This is a genomic window from Kribbella sp. DT2 (assembly GCF_049844575.1).
Lineage (GTDB): Bacteria > Actinomycetota > Actinomycetes > Propionibacteriales > Kribbellaceae > Kribbella.
Map to the genome: position 1 here is coordinate 436,660 of NZ_JBNCLH010000001.1, position 14,642 is coordinate 451,301.

The following is a 14,642-nucleotide window of genomic DNA, read 5'->3' on the forward strand; positions in this document are numbered from 1 at the left end:
ATCCTATACAGAGCATCAAAGGATGTTCCAGCCAGGTCAGTTGGCGAGCAGGCTGCCGGCGGTGGTGAGGAGGGTGTTGGTGGCGTGCTGGTCGAAGAAGGTGATGAGGGCTTCGTAGGTTTGCTGGTGGGCGGCGTCGGGGTCCACGACGTAGCCGAAGTAGCCGTCGGTGTAGCCGATGACCCGGGTGACGGGGTGGGGACTGGTGGCCTGCAGGTAGATGCCGTGGAGGGCGAAGAGTTCTACCGGGAGGTGGAGCCACGTGACCGGGCCCAGGGTGACGCGGCTGAGCGGGAGGTCGTACGTCGGCGGGAGGGTCGTGGTGGACATCAGCGACTGGCCGCGGACGCCGTCCTCGCGGGTTTGGGCGATGCGTTGGGTCGGGGAGTCGCCGAGGACGGCGGCTTCGGGGGTGGGGGACGTGGTGGGGAGGTCGCGGACCGGGAGGTGGGCCGTCGTACGGCGGATGGTGGGGGCTGTGGACGGGAGGTCGAGGCCTGGGGACTTGAGGGACTCGGCGACCTCCTCGGCGAGGATCTTGCCGAGGCGGGTGACCTCTTCGGGGCCTCGGGACTGGCGGGTGAAGCGGGGGCTGACGTCACCGGCGGCGCCTTGGAGGTAGCCGACGACGGCGGGGGCCAGGGCGGCGCGGGTGGCGCCGGGCCAGTCGGCGGACCAGTGGAGGTTCTCGGGGCCGTGGGCGGTCGGGTGGCAGGCGAAGTCGAGCAGGATCGCGGCCAGTGAACCGTCGAGGTCGTGCAGGGCGAGGATGCCGGCGGTGTTGTCGTGCGGGCCGTTGCGGCGGTGGCGGTTGGTGCCGACGCCGATCACCTCGGTCGAGCGCCAGGAGGCGCGGACTGGACGGCGTACGAGGGAAGCGTTCGCGACGGCCGCGACCAACCGGTCGACGAGGGCGGGCTCGCGGTCGGCGGGGATGACCGGGTGGATCTCGCCGGTCCAGCCGGAGGGGCCGGAGTGGGTGTGGGAGGCGCAGACCAGGACGTTCTCGGCGGGGATGCCGGCGGCCGTCGCGGCGGCTGCGGAGAGCTCGGCGGTGAGTGCCGTGCCGGCGGCGATGGCGTCGAGGCTGAGCCAGAGGACGCCGGGTGAGTCCTCGGTGGACAGCCAGATGATCGTCGCCTGCAGCGGGTCCGCCGTACCGGTGGCAACGCCGGCGCGGGCGGAGTAGCCGTCCATGCGGTGCCCAGGTGGTGGGGTGATGTCGAGCGAGGTGGCGGCCAGCAGTAAGTCCGACATCGTGTGCTCCCTCTCCGGTGTGGGTCATACATACGTCGGGACCGGGCCGGGGTGGAAGAGGTTCGCGGGACTTTGTTTAGACCAGTTACAAGGCGGCGGCCAGCCACGCGGTGGTCAGCATCGGGTTGGTGATCGCGGTGCCGACGACGACGGCGTGGGCGCCGGCTGCGCGCGCTGCCCGTACGTCGGCCGCGGTGCGGAAGCGGCCTTCGGCGATCACCGGGCAGTCGAGCGTGCTCGCGAGGGAGTCGATGAGCGCGATGTCGGGGTCGGTGGCCGAGGTGGAATTGGTATAGCCGGACAGGGTGGTGGCGACGAGATCGGCACCGGCTGCGCGGGCGGCGAGGCCCGCTGCGTGGGTGTCGACGTCGGCCAGGACGGGGAGCCCGAGCTCGGTGTGGATGCGGGCGATCTGGTCGGCGAGGAGGGTGCCGTCCGGGCGGGGGCGTTGGGTGGCGTCGATGGCGATCAGGTCGGCACCGGCTGCTGCGGCGCCGGCCGCGGCTTCGAAGGTGGGCGTGATGAAGACGCCGGAGGGGTCGCCGAGTTTGTGGAGGCCGATCAGCGGGAGGTCGGTGACGGCGCGGATCGCGGCCAGGTCCTCGGGGCCGTTCGCCCGGATCGCGGCGGCACCGCCGGCTTGGGCGGCCTGGGCCATGAGGGCCATCGCGGCTGGGGAGAAGAAGGGGTTGCCGGGAGCTGCTTGGCAGGAGACCACCAAGGACCCGGCTGGGATCTGGGTCATCTGTGGACCACGACCAGATCGTCGTACGGGGTGAGGGGGCCGGTGGCCAGGCGTTCGGCGCCGTCGAGGGAGTTGCCTGCGGCCGGGGTGAGCTGGGCGCGAGAGGACAGGGCTGCGCGGAGGGGCTCCAGGAGTTGCTCGCCGGCACCTTCGAAGAGGCCGCCGACCAGAGCGACCGGTACGACGGCCGGGCCGGGCAGGGCGGCGTGGATGGTGTCGGCGATGTCGCGGGCGGCCTGGTCGACGATGGCCTGCGCGACTGCGTCGGCGGGGGCGTGCCGGAAGACCTCGGGGGCGAACGCGGCGACGTCGGCGACGAGAGTCGGGGACGGGTAGAGGCTGACCGGGTCGAGCTCGAGGTCTGCGAGCGCGGTCGCCGGGCCGCGGCCGTCGCGGGCGCGCTGGACGGCGACCAGACCGGCGCGGCCGATCGCGAAGGCGCTGCCGGCGTCGCCGAAGAGGTAGCCGTGGCCGTCGATCTTGCGGCGGGTGCCGTCGGGGCCGATGCCGAGACAGACGAGACCGGTGCCTGCAGCAACTACTACGCCGTACCCGTCGGGCAGCGCACCGGCGTGCGTGGTCACCACGTCCTGCGTGAGCCGGACCTCGCGGGCCTGCAGCGACACCTTGAGGTCACGCGCCAGCGCGAGAGCCGCGACAGGATCGGGCGGGAAGCCGGTGAGTCCGAGCGCGACGGTGTCGATCGGCCCGTCGAACCGTACGGCGGCGAGCGCCTGCCGGATCGCGGCGACCGTGGCCGCCCGGCTGTCGGCGCCGTGCCGGTACCCGGGACCGGCGCTGGTCCGGCCGTCGGGCAGGACGCGGAGACGGAGGGCGGTCTGACCGCCGTCGATGGCAAGGCTGCTCATGCAGGCTGAGTAGATCACCCCTACCTGGAGGTTGTGTAGAGCAGCTCCCGGGTCGTGTGCAGACGGCTCAGTACGGCGGTGAGGTCGGCGCCGTACACGGTGATCGACTCGTCGCACCAGCGGTCGACGATCGGCTCGTTGCCGGTGACGTGCACGGTGAGCTCGGTCAGGTCGAGCTCGTAGAACTGCGCCGCGTTGCCGGTCATGTCGACGACGGTCCGGAGCAGGTCGGCGGCCTGCTGCTCCCACAGGTCGTTGTCGGCGGCAACGTCGTCGGGCCGGATCAGCAGCACGTCGACGTCGCTGTCCAGGTCACCGTCGCCGCGCGCGGCCGGGCCGTACAGGCTGGCGTGGATCGGGGGCAGGGTCCAGGTGGCCAGCTCGGCGCGCAGGCTGGTGACGAACGTGGTCCCCAGCCCGGACAGCAGCTCGACGGCCTGGGCGGCGAGATGCTTGCGGTTGAGGGTGTAGAGCAGCGAGTTGCCCGCCTCGGCGACGTGGACGAGCCCGGTCGAGGTCAGCCGCTGCAGCACCAGCCGAACACCGGCGACGCTGCCCACGCCGGCCAGCCCGTGCACCTGCCGTCCCGACAGACCGCGATCGGCCCCCGCGAGCACCTGCAGCACAGCGCCGTCCAGCGACGGTACGACGGTTCCGATCGGCCTGGCGAAGTCCATAGTTCTGTGACTGTAGTGACTATTGTGATCAATCACCTACTTTCCGTGACGCTTCAGAGACCCTTCGCGGTCGCGCGCACGGTCGGCGTCATCCGGAGCTCGGCGGTGAAGGCGTAGCGGTCGCCGCGGTAGACGGCCGAGGTGTACTCGAAGACGCGCTCGCGGCCGTCGAAGCTGAGGCCCTGCGAAGCCAGGCACGGCTGGGTCGACGGGATGTCGAGCCAGGCGGCGGTCTTCGCGTCGGGCAGCACCGGCTCGAGCTTCGACGTACCGCTGACGAGCTCGATCCCGTACCGGGAGTCGAGCAGCTCGTAGAGGGAACCGGCCAGGTCCTCGACCTCCAGTCCGGGCACGTAGCTGCCGGGGACCGTGGTGTGCTCGACGATCATCGGCAGGTCGTCGGCGAGGCGGAGGCGGGTGAAGGTGAGGACCGGGTCGCCGACCGGGATGCGCAGCCGGCGGGCGGCGGTGCGTGAAGCCTTCTCGCGACGGAACTCCAGCGTCCGGCTGCTCGGTGTCATGCCGCGGCGGCGGATGTCCTCGGAGAAGCCGATCATGCCCAGCCACTTCGCGACCTTCGGGCGGGTCGTGTAGGTGCCGCTGCCGTGGCGGCGGACGAGCAGTTCCTCGATCACCAGTTCGTCGACCGCGCGGCGCAGCGTCATCCGGGCGACGTTCCACCGGACGGCCAGTTCGCGCTCGGCCGGCAGCGCGGCGCCCTGCGGCACCGTGTCGATCAGCGTGAGCAGCAGCGCCCGGATCTCGGCGGCCTTTCCGGGCAGCGAACTAGGCATTGGTCCTGGCTACCAGCCGGAGGGATCAATCGGTAGCAATTCCATCAGGTTGCAAAGGGAGAGGGACCGGTGGAGAAGTAGCCTGACGCGCGTGACCAGCGGGCAGAAGTCTTCCTCGGCAATCATTGTCGGAGCCGGGATCGGCGGGCTGACCGCCGCGGTCGCGCTGCGTCGGATCGGGTGGTCGGTGACGGTGCTGGAACGCGCGCCGATCATCGCCGAGGTCGGTGCCGGCCTGACGCTCTGGCCGAACGCGATGAGCGCGCTGGCGGCCCTGGAGCTGGACGGCAAGGTCGAGGCGCGCGCCGTCCGGACGATCTCGCGCGGGAACGTCCGGACCCCGCGGGGTGGCTGGATCCGGCGCAGTCATGCCGAGGACGTCGGCGTGCTCGCGGTCCACCGCGCCGAGCTGCACGCCGTACTGCGGAGCATGCTGCCGGAGTCGGCGCTGCACACCGATGCCGAGGTGCTGTCGGTCGACGGCCAGAAGGTGCTTTGCCGGTGCGCGGGCGAGGAGCACGAACTGACGGCCGACCTCGTCGTCGCGGCCGACGGCGTCAACAGTCTCGTACGACGAACGCTGTGGTCGGGCGCCGCCGTCTTCCAGGGCCGGACGGCCTGGCGAGGCGTGACCGCGAGCGGATCGGTCTGGCCGGTCGAGGAGTCGCTCACGCTCGGACGCGGCATCCAGGCCGGCGTCCTGCCGTTGCCCGACGAGCGGGTCTACTGGTTCGTCACCGCCAACGCCGCCGAGGCGAACCGCGAGTACACCGACGAGCAGGCCGAGGTGCTCCGGCACGTCCAGGGCTGGCACGACCCGATCCCCGCGCTGATCCGCGCGACGCCGCCGGACCAGGTCCTGCACAACGATCTCGTGGACATCGATCCGCTGGACACGTTCGTGCGCGGCACCGTCGTCCTCCTCGGTGATGCGGCCCACGCGATGACCCCCGACCTCGGCCAGGGCGCCTGCCAGGCGATCGAGGACGCCGTCGTCCTGGCCGCGTCGCTGACCGACAACGATCTCGACTCCGGCCTGGCGGAGTACGACCGCGTACGCCGGGCCCGCGTGCAGCCGATGACCGCGGCAGCCCGGGCCTCCGTTCGCCGCAGCTCCAGCACCAGCCGCCTCGCCCACTTCGGCACGACCGTCGCCGCGCGCCTGGTCCCACCCGCCAAGTGGCGCGCCATGACCGCCCGCTGGTCCGACTGGCAGGCCCCGAAGCTCCCCTAGGCGTCGAACAGGCGCCAGTGGCCTTCGGAGACGACCTCGACGGTTCCGTCGACGACCTTCAGAGCGGTCTGGTTGTCGATTGCGTAGGCCTGGATCGGCAGGTCCGCGGCCCAGGTCTCGGCTTCGGCCATCGTGTTGTCCATGCCCGGGTAGTCCAGGTGCGGGAAGATCGCGAAGTCGACGAGGCCGAGCGTGCTGTCGTCACCACCACCGGGCGGCGTCCAGCCGACGAAGCTCGCGCCGATCCGGGGTGTCATCACCATGCTGCCGGCGCTCAGCCCGACGTAGACGACGTCCAGCGACGGGAGCAGCTCGGCGAGTCCGGACTGCTCCATCCAGTAGTGCAGGTAGAGGGGATCGCCGCCTCCGACGAGCAGGACGTCGGCCTCGCGCACCTTGGGCATCCACAGCTCCCGGTCGAGGCTGGGCAGCGCGGTGAGCTCCAGCACGCCGACGGACTTCCAGCCCAGCTCGGTCATCGGCGACCTGGGCTCCTGCCCGCTGATCGTGCGGTAGGCCATCTCGGCCCCAATGGGCTTGGCGTAGATCGCCGTCGGAACGTAGAGCGCGCCGGCCTCGGCGATCGGCTTGCCCAGCAGGTCGACCAGAGCGTCGGTGATGCTCTGGTTGATGATGCCCGAGTCCGTGAGCAGAAGTTTCATGGCGCCCGTCCCTGGTCCTGTCGTCAGCTGGCCCGGCGAGCCTAACTCCCGCCACGGACAGCCGGAGCAAAACAAGCACCCTTGATTCTTTTTGCCGACGGTGGGACGCTCGGCCGCATGGATCTGGACGAGGTACTCGCTGATCTCTGGGCTGAGAACGCCGAGCTGGACATGCTGGTGGCCGGACTGGCCGCTGACGGTTGGGCGACTCCGACACCGGCTGAGGGATGGTCGGTGGCGCACCAGATCGCGCACCTGGCGTGGACCGACGAGGCCGCGCTGAGTGCGATCACCGATCAGGACGAGTTCCGGGTGACGCTGGAGAAGGCCACGAGCGACCCGACGGGGTACGTCGACAAGGGGGCTGCCGAGGGCGCCGCGCTGCCGGCGGACCAGTTGCTGCCGTACTGGCGGGAGACCCGGGCCGAGCTGGCCGAAGCGCTCAAGCAGGTGCCGTCAGGCGAGAAGATCTCCTGGTTCGGGCCGCCGATGAGTGCGACCTCGATGGCGACCGCGCGGCTGATGGAGACCTGGGCGCACGGCCAGGACATCCACGACGGACTCGGCGCCAGCCGGCAGCCGTCGAGCCGGTTGCGGCACGTCGCGCACCTCGCCGTACGGACTCGGGACTTCTCCTACCTGCTGCACGACCGGAAGCCGCCGGCCCGGCCGTTCCACGTGGAACTCACCGCGCCCGACGGCAGGACCTGGACGTACGGCGACGCGAACGCCGACCAGCGGGTGACCGGTCCGGCGCTCGACTTCTGCCTGCTCGCGACCCAGCGCCGGCACCGCGACGACCTCGCGGTCGAGGCGGTCGGTGCGGACGCCGAGGAGTGGCTCGGGATCATCCAGGCCTTCGCCGGGATGCCCGGCAAGGGTCGCGTCGCGGGACAGTTCGGCTGAAGGGGTGACGATGACAGAACCGGTCCGGATCGGCAACGCGTCGGGGTTCTACGGCGACCGGTTCAGCGCGTTCCACGAGATGGTGACCGGAGGGCCGCTCGACTACGTCACCGGTGACTACCTCGCCGAGCTGACGATGCTGATCCTCGGGCGGGACCGGCTGAAGGATCCGTCGCTCGGGTACGCGCGGACCTTCCTCAAGCAGCTCGAGGCAGGGCTCGGGGAGGCGCTCGACCGCGGAGTGAAGGTGGTCAGCAACGCGGGTGGGCTGAACCCTGCTGGACTGGCCGAGGCGATCGAAGGGCTTGTCGACAAGCTGGGCCTTCAGGCGAAGGTCGCCTCTGTCGAGGGCGACGACCTGCTGGCGCGGGCCGGCGATTTGGGGTTCGGGACGCCGCTGACGGCCAATGCCTACCTGGGCGCCTGGGGCATCGCCGAGGCTCTGCGTGAAGGCGCGGATGTCGTCGTCACCGGCCGGGTCACCGACGCCTCGGTGATCGTCGGACCGGCCGCCGCGCACCACGGCTGGCGCCCCGACCAGTACGACGCGCTCGCGGGCGCCGTCGTCGCCGGGCACGTGATCGAGTGCGGCTGCCAGGCGACCGGCGGCAACTACGCGTTCTTCCACGAGCTGCGCAACCTCGACCGGCCCGGGTTCCCGATCGCGGAGATCCACGCCGACGGATCGAGCGTGATCACCAAGCACGACGGCACCGGCGGCGCGGTCACGATCGACACGGTCAAGGCCCAGCTGCTCTACGAGATCAGCGGTGCCCGGTACGCCGGACCGGACGTGACGACGCGGCTCGACTCGATCGAGCTGAGCGACGACGGACCCGACCGGATCCGGATCAGCGGGGTGCGGGGCGAGCCGCCGCCCCCGACGTACAAGGTGTCGCTGAACAGCCTCGGCGGATTCCGGAACGAGGTCGACTTCGTGCTGACCGGGCTGGAGCTGGACGCGAAGTCCGAGCTGGTCCAACGGCAGCTCGAACAGGGGCTGACCCGTAAGCCGGCCGAGCTGAAGTGGTCGCTGACGTGGACCGAGCAGCCGAACGCCGAGACCGAGGAGCTGGCGAGTGTGCTGCTCAAGTGCGTGGTGAAGGACCCGGATCCGAAGGTGGTCGGGCGCGCGTTCTCCAGTGCGGCGGTCGAGCTGGCGCTGGCGAGCTACCCGGGCTTCCACGTGACGCGGCCGCCGGAGGACGGTTCGCCGTACGGGGTGTTCACGGCGGGGTTCGTCGAGGTTGGCGAGGTCGAGCACGTGGTGGTGCTGCCGGACGGATCGCGGCGGGTGATCGCCACTGCTGCCGAGACTCAGGTGCTGGAGCCGGCGGAGGATGCGGAGCTGCCGATCCCGCTGCCGCAGCTGGTCGCGGCGGGTCGGCCTGCGCGGTCGTTGACGCGGGAGGTGCCGCTCGGACGGGTGGTCGGCGCGCGGAGCGGCGACAAGGGTGGCGACGCGAACATCGGGGTGTGGGTGCGGAACGAGACGGCCTGGCGCTGGCTGGCGCACACGCTGACGATCGGGCTGTTCAAGGAGTTGCTGCCGGAGACCGAGGACCTGCGGGTGACGCGGTACGTGCTGCCGAACCTGTGGGCCTTGAACTTCGTGGTCGAAGGGCTGCTGGGTGAGGGTGTGGCGTCGCAGGCGCGGTTCGATCCGCAGGCGAAGGCGGTCGGCGAGTGGCTGCGGTCGCGGTACGTCGACGTACCGGAGGTCCTGCTGTGAACGACTTCCGGGAGTCCGTACGACGGTTCATGGCGGCGGAAGTGCTGCCTGACCTGGATTCCTGGGAGCGCGCGGGTGAGTTGCCGCGGGAGCTGCACAAGAAGGCCGGGGAGCTCGGGCTTCTCGGGGTCGCCTTTCCGGAGGCGGTCGGCGGCGGTGGCGGTTCGCTGAGTGACGCGATCGCTGTGGTGGAGGAGATGCATTACAGCGGTGGATCCGGCGGGCTGGTCGCTTCGCTGCTGACCTGCGGGATCGCGGTGCCACATATTGTTGCTGCAGGCAATCAAAGGCAGATCGACCGGTGGGTACGGCCGACGCTCGCCGGGGAGCTGATCGGGTCGCTGGCGATCACCGAGCCCGACGGCGGCTCGGACGTCGCGTCGTTGCGGACGACGGCTCGGCGCGACGGCGATCACTACGTCGTGAACGGCGCGAAGACCTACATCACCAGCGGAGCCCGGGCGGACTTCGTCACGACGGCCGTGCGGACCGGCGGCCCGGGTGCGCACGGGATCTCGTTGCTGGTGATCGAGCGCGGGAGCTTCGAGGTGTCCCGCAAGCTGGAGAAGATGGGGTGGCTGTGCTCCGACACGGCCGAGTTGTCGTTCACCGACGTACGAGTGCCGGTCGAGAACCTGGTGGGTCTCGAAGGCAGCGGGTTCGTGCAGCTGGCGCAGAACTTCGTGGCGGAGCGGCTGACGCTCGCCGTCCAGGCGTACGCCGGCGCGCAGCGAGCGCTCGACCTGACCGTCGAGTGGTGCCGCGCGCGGAAGACGTTCGACCGGCCGCTGATCTCGCGGCAGACGGTGCAGTTCACGCTGACCGAGATGGCCCGGCGGGTCGATGTCGCGCGGGTGTACGTCCATCAGGTGGCTGAGCGGGCGTCGCGTGGCGAGGACGTGATCGCCGAGGTCTGCTTCGCGAAGAACACGGCCGTCGAGGCCGGGCAGTGGGTCTGCGACCAGGCGCTGCAGCTGCACGGCGGGCTCGGCTACCTGCGCGAGTCCGAGGTCGAACGCCAGTACCGGGACCAGAAGATCCTGGCCATCGGCGGCGGCACGACCGAGATCATGACCGGCCTGGCCGCGAAGAGACTGGGGTTCACCGCATGAGCAACCGCGAGGCGATGCTGGAGAAGCTCGCCGCTCTCGACGTCGAGCACGCCAAGGCGTTGGCCGGCGGCGGCGAGAAGTACGTCGCACGCCACCACCAGCGCGGCAAGCTGCTCGCGCGCGAGCGGATCGAGCTGCTGATCGACCCGGACTCGGCGTTCCTGGAGCTGTCGCCGTTGGCCGGCTGGGGATCGGACTTCACCGTCGGCGCAAGCCTGGTGACCGGGATCGGCGTGGTCGAAGGCGTCGAGTGCCTGATCACCGCCAACGACCCGACCGTCAAGGGCGGCGCGAGCAACCCGTGGACGCTGCGGAAAGCTCTGCGGGCCGACGAGATCGCGCGGGCGAACCGGCTGCCGGTGATCAGCCTGGTCGAGTCCGGCGGCGCGGACCTGCCGACCCAGAAGGAGATCTTCATCCCGGGCGGCGCGATGTTCCGCAACCTGACCCGGCTGTCGGCCGAAGGGATCCCGACGATCGCACTCGTCTTCGGGAACTCGACCGCGGGCGGCGCGTACATCCCGGGCATGAGCGACTACGTGGTGATGGTCGACGGCGGCGCGAAGGTCTTCCTGGCCGGGCCGCCGCTGGTGAAGATGGCGACCGGTGAGGACGCCGACGACGAGTCGCTCGGTGGCGCCGCGATGCACGCGCGGGTCTCGGGACTGGCGGACTACTTCGCCGTGGACGAGCCCGACGCGATCCGGCTCGGGCGGCAGATCGTGTCGCGGCTGAACTGGAAGAAGCTCGGGCCCGCGCCTGCGCCGTCGTACGAGGAGCCCTTGGACGACGCCGACGAGCTGCTCGGGATCGTGCCGGGTGACCTGAAGATCCCGTTCGATCCGCGCGAGGTGATCGCGCGGGTGGTGGACGGGTCGGTGTTCGACGAGTTCAAGCCGCTGTACGGGTCGTCGCTGGCGACCGGGTGGGCCTCGGTGCACGGGTACCCGGTCGGGATCCTGGCGAACGCGCGCGGGGTGCTGTTCTCGGAGGAGTCGCAGAAGGCGGCGCAGTTCATCCAGCTGGCCAACAAGTCGTCGACACCGCTGATCTTCCTGCACAACACGACCGGGTACATGGTCGGTCAGGAGTACGAGCAGGGCGGGATCATCAAGCACGGCGCGCAGATGATCAACGCGGTCTCCAACTCGGCCGTACCGCACCTCTCGGTGCTGATGGGGGCGTCGTACGGGGCCGGGCACTACGGGATGTGTGGGCGGGCCTTCGACCCACGCTTCCTCTTCGCCTGGCCGTCGGCGAAGTCCGCGGTGATGGGGCCGCAGCAGCTCGCCGGGGTGCTGTCGATCGTCGCGCGGGCCGCTTCCGCGGCGAAGGGGCAGCCGTACGACGAGGACGGCGACGCCGCGATGCGCGCTTACGTGGAAGGGCAGATCGAGGCGGAGTCGCTGCCGATGTTCCTGTCCGGACGCCTGTACGACGACGGCGTGATCGATCCGCGCGACACCCGGACCGTGCTCGGCTTGTGCCTGTCCGCCATTCACTCGGCGCCGGTGGAGGGCACGTCCTCCTTCGGCGTGTTCAGGATGTGATGACGATGATCAGCTCGGTCCTGGTGGCGAATCGTGGGGAGATCGCTCGGCGGGTGTTCGCGACCGCGCGGGCTCTGGGGTTGGGGACTGTGGCGGTGCATTCCACCGCCGACGCTTTGGCGCCGTACGTCGGGGAGGCGGATGCGGCGGTTCATCTTCCGGGGAATGCTGCGGTCGATACCTATCTGCAGGGTGAGTTGCTGATCGCGGCGGCGCGGGCCGCGGGGGCGGATGCCGTGCACCCGGGGTACGGGTTCCTGTCGGAGAACGCCGCGTTCGCGGCCGCGGTGCTCGACGCCGGGCTGACGTGGATCGGGCCGCCGGTCGCGGCGATCGCCGCGATGGGGTCGAAGATCGAGGCGAAGAAGCTGATGGCTGCGGCGGGGGTGCCGGTCCTGCGGCAGCTCGCGGCTGGTGATGTCACCGATGCGGAGCTGCCCGTTCTGGTGAAAGCCTCGGCAGGTGGCGGCGGGCGGGGTATGCGGGTAGTCGAGTCCCTGGCGGAGCTGCGCTCGGAGATCGCGTCCGCGGAGGCCGAGGCGCTGTCGGCTTTCGGGGATGGCACGGTCTTCTGCGAGCCCTATCTGGCGTCCGGGCGGCACATCGAGGTACAGGTGCTGGCGGATTCCTTGGGCACGGTGTGGGTTGTTGGCGAGCGGGAGTGCTCGATCCAGCGGCGGCACCAGAAGGTTGTGGAGGAGTCGCCGTCGCCGTTGGTGGAACGGGTTCCGGGGATGCGTTCGGCGTTGTTCGAGGCGGCACGGAAGGCTGCCGAGGCGATCGGGTACGTCGGGGCGGGAACGGTCGAGTTCCTGGCCGACGAGAGCGGGAAGTTCTACTTCCTGGAGATGAACACGCGACTGCAGGTCGAGCACCCGGTCACGGAATCGGTCACTGGGTTGGATCTGGTGGCTTTGCAGTTCTCGATCGCAGCGGGTGAGAGGTTGCCGGCTGAGCCGCCGGAACCGGTGGGGCACTCCATCGAGATGCGGTTGTACGCCGAGGACCCAGCGCAGGACTGGCAGCCGCAGACGGGACTGCTTCATCGGTTTGCTGTAGCTGGAAGTGAGTTCACTGCTGGTGGCTTACGCGGTGGAGCTCCTTGGGTGCGGGTCGATTCCGGGGTCACCAGCGGAAGTGAGATTTCGCCGTACTACGACTCCATGCTGGCCAAGGTGATTGTTTGGGCGCCTACTCGGGAGGTGGCGGCTCGTCGGCTGGCTGGGGCGCTGGAGCGGGCTGAGATTCATGGGGTGGCGACCAACCGGGATCTGCTGGTGTGGGTGCTGCGGCATCCCGCGTTTGTTGCTGGGGACACCGATACGGGGTTCTTCGACAAGTACGGCGTGGGTGCGGAGAAGCAGGAAGTGGAGTTGTCGGCGTTGGCTGCGGCACTGGCTGATGCGGCTCGCAATCGCGCACGAGCGAAGGTGCAGGGGCGGCTGCCGAGTGGGTGGCGGAACCTGGCGTCGCAGCCGCAGCGGAAGTCGTACGCGGTGGGCGATTCGACGTACGAGGTGTCGTACCGGTTGACGCGGGACGGGCTGGTGACCGATGGGGACGTCAAGTTGGTCGAGGCGTCCGGCGAGCTGGTGGTGCTGGAGGTCGGCGGTGTCCGGCGGCGGTTCGAGGTCGCGGCTTACCCGGGCTTGGTGTGTGTCGGACCGGTGCAGCTGGTCCCGGTGGAGCGGTTCGCGGATCCGGCGGACCAGCTGGCGGCCGGATCGCTCGTTGCGCCGATGCCGGGGTCCGTGATCCGGGTCGCGGTGGAAGTGGGCGACGAGGTGCAGCAAGGGCAGGCGCTGCTCTGGCTGGAGGCGATGAAGATGGAGCACACCATCTCCGCGCCCGCCGACGGCGTGGTGGTCGAGCTGAACGTCGCGAAAGGTGAGCAGGTCGAGGTCGGGGCCGTTCTGGCCGTCGTACGAGGTGGGGAGGACGCATGAGTTTCGTCGAGACCGAGGAACGCCGGGCGTTGCGGGCGGCGGTGAGCGAGCTCGGGCACAAGTACGGCTACGCCTGGTTCACCGAGCGGGCGCGGACCGGCGGGCAGACCACCGAGCTGTGGCAGGAGGCCGGCAAGCTCGGATACCTCGGCGTGAACCTGCCCGAGCAGTACGGCGGAGGCGGCGGCGGGATGGCCGACCTGTCGATCGTGCTGGAGGAGCTCGGCGCGGCCGGGTGCCCACTGCTGATGATGGTCGTCTCCCCCGCGATCTGCGGCACGGTGATCAGCCGGTTCGGGACCGACGGGCAGAAGCAGCGCTGGCTGCCGGGGCTCGCGGACGGCTCGGTCACGATGGCGTTCGCGATCACCGAACCGGACGCCGGGTCGAACTCGCACAACATCACCACCACCGCCCGGCGTACGGACGACGGCTGGTCGCTCACGGGCCGCAAGGTCTACATCTCCGGCCTCGACGTCGCGCAGGCCGTGCTCGTCGTCGGCCGGACCGAGGACGCGAGGACCGGTCGACTGAAGCCCGCGTTGTTCATCGTGCCGGTCGACGCGCCGGGGGTCGAGTTCCGGCAGATCGAGATGGACCTGATCAGTCCGGACAAGCAGTTCTCCTTGTTCTTGGACGATGTGGCGCTGCCTGCCGAGGCGCTGGTCGGCTCGGAGGACGCGGCGCTGCTGCAGCTGTTCGCCGGACTCAACCCCGAGCGGATCATGGCCTCGGCGTTCGCGGTCGGCATCGGCCGGCACGCGCTCGGCAAGGCCGTTGCCTACGTCAAGGACCGGCAGGTCTGGAAGACGCCGATCGGTGCCCACCAAGGGATCTCGCACCCGCTGGCCCAGGTCAAGATCGAGCTGGAACTGGCCCGCCTGATGATGCAGAAGGCCGCCGCCCTGTACGACGCGGGCGAGGACCTGGCCGCCGGCGAGGCCGCGAACATGGCCAAGTACGCCGCCGGCGAAGCCTGCGTCCGCTCGACCGACCAGGCGGTCCAGTCGCTCGGCGGCAACGGCATGACGGTCGAGTACGGCGTCGCGTCGCTGGTCGCCGCGGCCCGCGCGACCCGGATCGCGCCGGTCAGCCGGGAGATGATCCTGAACTTCGTCGCGCAGCATTCGTTGGGCCTACCCAAGTCGTACTGAGTCC

The 14,642-nt window shown here is 70.2% G+C and carries 13 protein-coding genes; 7 read left to right on the forward strand and 6 right to left on the reverse strand.

The features are described 5' to 3' along the window. Positions 1-36: 36 nt before the first annotated feature. The 5 genes from ACLQ2O_RS02105 to ACLQ2O_RS02125 form a co-directional block, all read right to left on the reverse strand. On the reverse strand, positions 37-1,257 hold the full coding sequence (locus ACLQ2O_RS02105) for a hypothetical protein (protein ID WP_425826545.1): 1,221 nt from the start codon (positions 1,255-1,257) through the stop codon (positions 37-39). 85 nt (positions 1,258-1,342) lie between these two features. Next, positions 1,343-2,002 (reverse strand): putative N-acetylmannosamine-6-phosphate 2-epimerase, encoded by a 660-nt coding sequence (locus tag ACLQ2O_RS02110; protein ID WP_425826547.1) that lies wholly within the window; start codon positions 2,000-2,002, stop codon positions 1,343-1,345. Next, positions 1,999-2,871: an N-acetylglucosamine kinase gene (locus ACLQ2O_RS02115; protein ID WP_425826549.1), complete on the reverse strand. Its 873-nt coding sequence runs from the start codon at positions 2,869-2,871 to the stop codon at positions 1,999-2,001. The genes ACLQ2O_RS02110 and ACLQ2O_RS02115 overlap by 4 nt, the downstream gene beginning before the upstream one ends. Before the next feature lie 20 nt (positions 2,872-2,891). After that, positions 2,892-3,548: a hypothetical protein gene (locus tag ACLQ2O_RS02120; protein WP_425826551.1), complete on the reverse strand. Its 657-nt coding sequence runs from the start codon at positions 3,546-3,548 to the stop codon at positions 2,892-2,894. Between the two features lie 53 nt (positions 3,549-3,601). Continuing rightward, positions 3,602-4,342, reverse strand: coding sequence for a GntR family transcriptional regulator (locus ACLQ2O_RS02125; protein WP_425826553.1), 741 nt, complete (start codon positions 4,340-4,342; stop codon positions 3,602-3,604). A gap of 91 nt (positions 4,343-4,433) precedes the next feature. Here ACLQ2O_RS02125 and ACLQ2O_RS02130 point away from each other — a divergent pair, with 91 nt between their 5' ends. Continuing rightward, positions 4,434-5,576, forward strand: coding sequence for an FAD-dependent monooxygenase (locus ACLQ2O_RS02130; protein ID WP_425826555.1), 1,143 nt, complete (start codon positions 4,434-4,436; stop codon positions 5,574-5,576). On the opposite strand, the gene ACLQ2O_RS02135 is transcribed toward ACLQ2O_RS02130, so the two are convergent. Next, on the reverse strand, positions 5,573-6,238 hold the full coding sequence (locus ACLQ2O_RS02135; RefSeq protein WP_425826557.1) for a Type 1 glutamine amidotransferase-like domain-containing protein: 666 nt from the start codon (positions 6,236-6,238) through the stop codon (positions 5,573-5,575). The genes ACLQ2O_RS02130 and ACLQ2O_RS02135 overlap by 4 nt on opposite strands. Positions 6,239-6,355: 117 nt before the next feature. Between ACLQ2O_RS02135 and ACLQ2O_RS02140 the strand changes: the two genes are divergently transcribed. Genes ACLQ2O_RS02140 through ACLQ2O_RS02165 form a run of 6 tightly spaced genes read left to right on the forward strand, consistent with a single transcriptional unit; the run spans position 6,356 to position 14,638 of the window. Continuing rightward, positions 6,356-7,144 (forward strand): TIGR03084 family metal-binding protein, encoded by a 789-nt coding sequence (locus ACLQ2O_RS02140; RefSeq protein ID WP_425826559.1) that lies wholly within the window; start codon positions 6,356-6,358, stop codon positions 7,142-7,144. Between the two features lie 10 nt (positions 7,145-7,154). Next, positions 7,155-8,876, forward strand: a complete 1,722-nt coding sequence (locus ACLQ2O_RS02145) for an acyclic terpene utilization AtuA family protein (protein ID WP_425826561.1) — start codon at positions 7,155-7,157, stop codon at positions 8,874-8,876. Next, positions 8,873-9,988: an acyl-CoA dehydrogenase family protein gene (locus tag ACLQ2O_RS02150; protein WP_425826563.1), complete on the forward strand. Its 1,116-nt coding sequence runs from the start codon at positions 8,873-8,875 to the stop codon at positions 9,986-9,988. Before ACLQ2O_RS02145 ends, ACLQ2O_RS02150 begins: the two co-directional genes overlap by 4 nt. Then, positions 9,985-11,538: an acyl-CoA carboxylase subunit beta gene (locus ACLQ2O_RS02155; protein WP_425826565.1), complete on the forward strand. Its 1,554-nt coding sequence runs from the start codon at positions 9,985-9,987 to the stop codon at positions 11,536-11,538. Before ACLQ2O_RS02150 ends, ACLQ2O_RS02155 begins: the two co-directional genes overlap by 4 nt. Next, positions 11,538-13,484 (forward strand): biotin carboxylase N-terminal domain-containing protein, encoded by a 1,947-nt coding sequence (locus ACLQ2O_RS02160; protein WP_425826567.1) that lies wholly within the window; start codon positions 11,538-11,540, stop codon positions 13,482-13,484. Before ACLQ2O_RS02155 ends, ACLQ2O_RS02160 begins: the two co-directional genes overlap by 1 nt. Then, a complete protein-coding gene (locus tag ACLQ2O_RS02165; RefSeq protein WP_425826569.1) occupies positions 13,481-14,638 on the forward strand; it encodes an acyl-CoA dehydrogenase family protein in 1,158 nt (385 codons plus the stop codon). Before ACLQ2O_RS02160 ends, ACLQ2O_RS02165 begins: the two co-directional genes overlap by 4 nt. Positions 14,639-14,642 lie beyond the last annotated feature (4 nt).

Bases quoted from the DNA above. Each gene is read 5' to 3' on its own strand.
- ACLQ2O_RS02135 (WP_425826557.1), bottom strand. From the start codon at position 6,238: ATGAAACTTCTGCTCACGGACTCGGGCATCATCAACCAGAGCATCACC.
- ACLQ2O_RS02140 (WP_425826559.1), top strand. From the start codon at position 6,356: ATGGATCTGGACGAGGTACTCGCTGATCTCTGGGCTGAGAACGCCGAG.
- ACLQ2O_RS02145 (WP_425826561.1), top strand. From the start codon at position 7,155: ATGACAGAACCGGTCCGGATCGGCAACGCGTCGGGGTTCTACGGCGAC.
- ACLQ2O_RS02165 (WP_425826569.1), top strand. From the start codon at position 13,481: ATGAGTTTCGTCGAGACCGAGGAACGCCGGGCGTTGCGGGCGGCGGTG.
- ACLQ2O_RS02155 (WP_425826565.1), top strand. From the start codon at position 9,985: ATGAGCAACCGCGAGGCGATGCTGGAGAAGCTCGCCGCTCTCGACGTC.
- ACLQ2O_RS02120 (WP_425826551.1), bottom strand. From the start codon at position 3,548: ATGGACTTCGCCAGGCCGATCGGAACCGTCGTACCGTCGCTGGACGGC.
- ACLQ2O_RS02110 (WP_425826547.1), bottom strand. From the start codon at position 2,002: ATGACCCAGATCCCAGCCGGGTCCTTGGTGGTCTCCTGCCAAGCAGCT.
- ACLQ2O_RS02160 (WP_425826567.1), top strand. From the start codon at position 11,538: ATGACGATGATCAGCTCGGTCCTGGTGGCGAATCGTGGGGAGATCGCT.
- ACLQ2O_RS02105 (WP_425826545.1), bottom strand. From the start codon at position 1,257: ATGTCGGACTTACTGCTGGCCGCCACCTCGCTCGACATCACCCCACCA.
- ACLQ2O_RS02115 (WP_425826549.1), bottom strand. From the start codon at position 2,871: ATGAGCAGCCTTGCCATCGACGGCGGTCAGACCGCCCTCCGTCTCCGC.
- ACLQ2O_RS02125 (WP_425826553.1), bottom strand. From the start codon at position 4,342: ATGCCTAGTTCGCTGCCCGGAAAGGCCGCCGAGATCCGGGCGCTGCTG.